A 4,823-nucleotide genomic window follows, 5' to 3' on the forward strand; every position below is an offset into this window, starting at 1 on the left:
GATGCGATCGCCGCCGAACTGCCGCCCCTGGCGGCGCTGGACCCGCAGGCACGCATCGCGCAGCGGCGCGAGAAATTCATGGCGATGGGACGCGACGGCCTGAGCTGATCGCCCCGGGGGGCCGCCTTTGGGGGCCCCTGTTTCAGGCCCCCGCTTCTTTCAGGCCCCCGCTTCGGCCATGGCGTCAGGGTGGGGGCTCGCCCTCGATCGGGGTGCAGCCCAGTTGCGCGATCAGGGCCTGCACCGCGTCCGCCGCCGCCCGCACCTGGGCGGGATCGAGGCCCTTGCTGACCAGCGTTACCCCGCCCCGCCCGTCCGGACGGCGGAACGGATAGGACCCGATATCGAGGCCGGGAAAGCGCTCCTGGATGTCCGTCAGGCCCGCGGCCAGGGCGCCTTCGTACAGTCCCAGCGCATGCCAGCTCTGCGATGCGACCGGGGTGCCGTGACGCAGGGACGGGGCCAGTTCCTCGAACATCGCGCGCATGATGCGCGGCACGCCGGCCAGGACATGGACGTTGCCGATGCTGAAGCCGGGGGCGGCGGACACCGGGTTGGGAATGGGCACGGCGCCCTGGGGCAGGGTTGCCATGCGCTGGCGCGCCGCGTTGAATTCGCCCTGGGGGAAATGGGCCTCCAGCAGGCGGAACGTCTCGGGGTGGATGACCCAGGGCACGCCGAACGCCTCGGCCACGCAGGGCGCGGTGATGTCGTCATGGGTCGGGCCGATGCCGCCGGTGGTGAAGACATGATCGAACGCCGCGCGGGCGGCGGCGATCGTGTCCACGATCACCGGCCGCCGGTCGGGGATGATCCGTACCTCGGCCAGGGTGATGCCCAGTTCCGCCAGGCGCCGCGCGATATATTGCACGTTCACGTCCTGGGTACGGCCCGACAATATCTCGTTGCCGATGACCAGGATGCAGGCGGTCGGGTTCATGCGCATGGCCCCCATTTCCGGTGGCAGAACAGTGGACGGGTTTGCATTATGATCGCCGTGACCGGCCAAGGCCAGAGGCGATGGGGGCCAGAGGCGATCAGGGCCAGAGGTGATCGGGGCCAGAGGGGATGAGTGCGATGATGAAGGGACCAGTCTGCGGTGCGCCGCGATGCGTCTGGGATCTGCGTGCCACGCTGGGCGAGGGGCCCGTCTGGGCCGAGGGCGAGCAGGCGCTCTATTTCGTCGATATCGTCGGCCGGGCGATCCATCGCTACCGTCCGGAAAGCGGCGAGACCACGTCATGGGAGGCGCCGAACAGGCCGGGCTTCCTGGTGCCGCTGTCCGACGGCACGTTTCTCTGCGGGCTGAAGGACGGGCTGCATCGCTTCGATCCGGCCACCGGCCGCTTCAACCTCGATCTGCTGGTCGAGGCCGAACTGCCGGACAACCGGATCAATGACGGACATGTCGATCGCCTGGGCCGCCTGTGGTTCGGGACCATGCACGACGCCGAGACCAGCCCCACCGGGTCGCTGTACGCCGTGACCCAGGAGGCCGGCCGTTTGCGCATCCATCGGCAGGACGAGGGCTATATCGTCAGCAACGGCCCCGCCTTGTCGCCGGACGGGCGCACGCTGTACCATAATCACTCCCCGGCGCAGACGATCTTCGCCTTCGACGTCGACGATGCGGGCGGGCTGTCGAATCGGCGGGTCTTCGCGACGCTGGCGGACGGGTATCCCGATGGGATCGCGGTCGACAGCGCGGGCTTCCTGTGGGTCGGGGTCTGGCAGGGGGGGCGCATCGAGCGGCTGGCGCCCGACGGAACGCGGGTGGACCCGATTCCGCTGCCGGCGCGCAACGTCACCAAGGTCGCGTTCGGCGGTCCGGATTATCGCACCGTCTTCGTCACCACCGCGCGCAAGGGTCTGTCGCCCGCGCAACTGGACCAGGAACCGCTGACCGGCGGGCTGTTCGCGTTCGGCACCAGCATCCCCGGCCAGAGGCAGGCGGCGTTCACGCTGGCGCGCTCGATCGTGCTGTAGCCTTTGGCCTTTGCAGATAGCTTTTACAGAAGATCGCGCAGCAGCGGGATCAGCGGCAGATCGGCCTCGGGCATCGGATAGAGGGACAGGTCCTGCCCCCGGACCCAGGCCAGGGTCTGTCCTTCACGCGGGCGGGGCGTGTTCTTCCAGCGCCGGCACAGATAGACGGGCATCAGCAGATGGAAATGCCCGTAATCATGCGACACGAACGTATAGGGCGCGAGGCACGAGCGGGTGACGTCCAGGCCCAGCTCCTCGTCCAGTTCGCGGACCAGCGCGGATTCGGGGGTTTCGCCGGCTTCGACCTTGCCGCCGGGGAATTCCCACAGGCCGGCCATCGCCTTGCCTTCGGGCCGGCGGGCCAGCAGCACGCGGCCGTCGGTGTCGACCAATGCCACGGCGGCGACCAGCACCATCCGCTTTTGCGCCCGGCCCTGGGTGGAGGCGGCATCGATCCCGGTTTCGGCGGCGTCATCCATGTCCGGCATGTCCAGTTCCAGATCGGTGCGCGTCGCCTCGAACAGCAGGACGGGATGGTCCCCGCCGCGCGAGACGAAATCCTGCCGCCCCGATCCGGTTTCGCGAAATCCGACCCGCCGCAGCACGGCGATCGAGGCCGGGTTGTCGTGCGCGACCGCGGCCGCGATCCGTTCGATCGGCAGGCCGGCCAGCGCCCAGCGGGCGATGCGGCCGACGGTGGTGGATGCGACCTTGCGATTCCAGTAGGGGCGGCCGATCCAGTAGCCCACGCTGGCCGACCGCGTCGCCTTGTCGAGTCGCACCCCGATGCAGCCGATCAGCGAATCGGGGCTGTCCGATTCGGGGTGGGTGATGGCGAAATGATAGGCCGTTCCCCGCCGCGACAGGTCATGGGCCGCGGCGATCCATTCATCCGTCAGTTCGCGCGGATAGGGGAACGGCACCCGGCTGAGCATGCGGATCACGCTCCAGTCATTCACCAGGCGGTGCATGGTGCCGGCGTCGGACGCATGCAGCGGCCGCAGGCGATACGGGCCGGCCTGCAGCGCCGCACCGAGACGGGATTCACCGAGGTCGATCGTCATGCCGGCGGCCTGTGCGCGGTCCGGCGGATGGTCAGGTCCACGGCGTCAAGCATCCGCCGGGATGCCGCATTCGGCCAGAAGCGCGCGCAGGGCGCAGATGACCGGAAAGACTTCCTGGTTGTGGTCGCCGCCCTGCGCGTCCCATGCCGCCTGTTCCAGTTCGACGATCTCGCGGTCCTCGCGGAAGATCCGTTCGGTGAAGGCAATCAGGAACGGCCATGCGGCGTCCAGCAGGCCGGGGATTTTGGGCCGCTTGATCGACAGCAGGCCGAAGACCCGGTTGGTCATCTGGGCGTCGTCCTGCGGCACATAGACGATCCACAGATCCATCACCGGCGGCTCGTCCCCGGTCTGGATCCTGAGCGTCTGGTACGGGTACTCGGTGCGGATCGTCATGACGTCGCGATGGGCGAAGCGGGCGCTGTTGTCGCGCTTCTGGCCGAACACCAGGGCTTCGCCGAGCGGCTGCCTGCCGCCGGTGCGGGCGAAGCTGTAGCGCGCCTCGACCATGCCCGGGCCGCGATCCTGCCCCAGGAAGCGGGGCTTCATCTGGCCCATCTGTTTCATGTGCATGAATTGATGGTTCATATCCATCAGGTTTTCATGCATGAAACTGTAATGGCATTTGACGTGCCGGCCGAAGCGGCGGGTCTTGTAGTGCGGGTTCGCGGCCTGCGCCAGGGGCGGCAGGGGCATCTCCCCGGCCCGTGCCGGATCGCCGGGAAAGACGAAGATCAGCCCGTCCTGCTCGCGGCACGGATAGGTCCGCACCCCGTTCGGCAGCTTGCCCTTGCCCAGGTAGGGGACATCGATGCACCGTCCCGAGCGGTCATAGGCCCAACCATGATAGCAGCACTGGACCGACTGGCCCTTGACCTGCCCCTTGCTGAGCGGCACCTGGCGGTGAGCGCAGCGATCCTCCAGCGCGAAGACCGCGCCCTCATGGGGGCGGACCAGCGCGATGGGCTGGCCGGCATAGCGGACGCCGATGGTCTTGCCGGGTTTCAGCTCGCGCGACCAGGCGACGGGGTACCAGAAACCGGGATTGGCGCGTACCCGCCGCAGGTCGCCCACCTGGGCGCCATCGGGCTGGGAAATGCCGTCCGTCGAAAAAATCTGGTTCATCGTCTCTCTTGCGTTCGAGGCAGGCGCTTGGGTGGCCCATCCCCAAAGTCAAGGGCAGGTATGCGATTGCGTCAAGTCGCCGCCGGCGGCGCCAGCTCGGCCGTCAGGTCCTCGATGAACTGATAGGCCACGCGGCCGGAGCGCCCGCCGCGACCGACCGACCAGGCATTGGCGCGGCGCTGCAGTTCGTCATCCGCGATCGGCAGCGCGCGGGCCCGCGCATAGGCGCGGACCATGTCGGCAAAAACGTCCTGCGCGCAATGATGAAAGCCGATCCACAGCCCGAACCGGTCGGAGAGCGAGACCTTTTCCTCGACCGCCTCGGACGGGTTGATGGCGGTCGAACGCTCGTTCTCGATCATGTCGCGCGGCATCAGGTGGCGGCGGTTCGAGGTGGCATAGAACAGGACATTCTCGGGCCGGCCGGAAATGCCGCCATCCAGCACTGATTTCAGCGCCTTGTAGTCCGCGTCCTCGCTTTCGAAGGACAGGTCGTCGCAGAAGACGATGAAGCGCCGCGCCGCGCCGCGCAGCAGGGCCAGCAGGTCGGGCAGGGTCGACAGGTCCTCGCGCTGGATTTCGATCAGCGCCAGCCGCCCCTGGCCGGCCCGAGGGGGCTGGCCATCGACCAGGTTGGCCTGCGCGTGG

The 4,823-nt window shown here is 68.3% G+C and carries 5 protein-coding genes and 1 pseudogene; 2 read left to right on the top strand and 4 right to left on the bottom strand.

What is annotated here, in order from left to right; all coding sequences use genetic code 11:
* Positions 1-108, top strand: a pseudogene (locus HUK84_RS23195) (acetyl-CoA carboxylase carboxyltransferase subunit alpha); the annotation flags it as partial.
* Positions 109-184: 76 nt separating this feature from the next.
* On the opposite strand, the gene HUK84_RS10630 reads toward HUK84_RS23195, so the two are convergent.
* Positions 185-940 (bottom strand): competence/damage-inducible protein A, encoded by a 756-nt coding sequence (locus tag HUK84_RS10630; protein ID WP_176640272.1) that lies wholly within the window; start codon positions 938-940, stop codon positions 185-187.
* 137 nt (positions 941-1,077) lie between these two features.
* Here HUK84_RS10630 and HUK84_RS10635 point away from each other — a divergent pair, with 137 nt between their 5' ends.
* On the top strand, positions 1,078-1,986 hold the full coding sequence (locus HUK84_RS10635; protein WP_246285606.1) for an SMP-30/gluconolactonase/LRE family protein: 909 nt from the start codon (positions 1,078-1,080) through the stop codon (positions 1,984-1,986).
* Between the two features lie 23 nt (positions 1,987-2,009).
* On the opposite strand, the gene mutT is transcribed toward HUK84_RS10635, so the two are convergent.
* The 3 genes from mutT to HUK84_RS10650 form a co-directional block, all read right to left on the bottom strand.
* Positions 2,010-3,050: an 8-oxo-dGTP diphosphatase MutT gene (gene mutT / locus HUK84_RS23540; RefSeq protein ID WP_176640269.1), complete on the bottom strand. Its 1,041-nt coding sequence runs from the start codon at positions 3,048-3,050 to the stop codon at positions 2,010-2,012.
* A 45-nt stretch (positions 3,051-3,095) separates the two neighbouring features.
* On the bottom strand, positions 3,096-4,175 hold the full coding sequence (locus tag HUK84_RS10645; RefSeq protein ID WP_176640270.1) for an aromatic ring-hydroxylating oxygenase subunit alpha: 1,080 nt from the start codon (positions 4,173-4,175) through the stop codon (positions 3,096-3,098).
* 71 nt (positions 4,176-4,246) lie between these two features.
* Positions 4,247-4,823, bottom strand: a 577-nt coding sequence (locus HUK84_RS10650; protein ID WP_176640271.1) for an ATP-binding protein, incomplete at its 5' end; no start/stop codon positions are given.

The organism is Nguyenibacter vanlangensis (genome assembly GCF_013376155.1).
In the GTDB taxonomy this organism is placed as follows: Bacteria; Pseudomonadota; Alphaproteobacteria; order Acetobacterales; family Acetobacteraceae; genus Gluconacetobacter; species Gluconacetobacter vanlangensis.